At 30.5% G+C, this 383-nt stretch carries 1 protein-coding gene; it reads left to right on the top strand.

The window, feature by feature from the left end:
- Positions 1–119 precede the first annotated feature (119 nt).
- On the top strand, positions 120–383 hold a 264-nt coding region (locus tag FUA24_RS02905; RefSeq protein ID WP_317131922.1), incomplete at its 3' end, for a DnaB-like helicase N-terminal domain-containing protein.

Raw genomic sequence — 383 nt, 5'->3', positions numbered from 1 at the left:
TTTTTTGAGCTTATCCACAATTTTTTTAAGTTATTAACAGTTAAATTGTTAACTGTTAGTTAAAAACCCAATGTTGCCTAATTGTAAATGGCACTAACTTTTTAGTTACTTTCGTAGTTATGAAACAGCCTAACCAAATCCAAGGATATAAAGTAGATAAAAGCACCTTAATTAACCTAGAAAAGGGTAAAATACCACCTCAAGCAATTGATTTAGAGGAAGTTGTGTTAGGTGCTATGATGATTGATAAAAAGGGTGTTGATGAAGTTATTGATATTTTAAGTCCTGAAGCTTTTTATAAAGAGGCCCATCAATATATTTTTGAGGCTGTTTTTCAGTTGTTTGAAAATAGTGAACCTATAGACTTATTAACCGTTTCTACG

The organism is Seonamhaeicola marinus (assembly GCF_008085455.1).
This window is presented reverse-complemented; position numbering and strand designations above follow the sequence as displayed.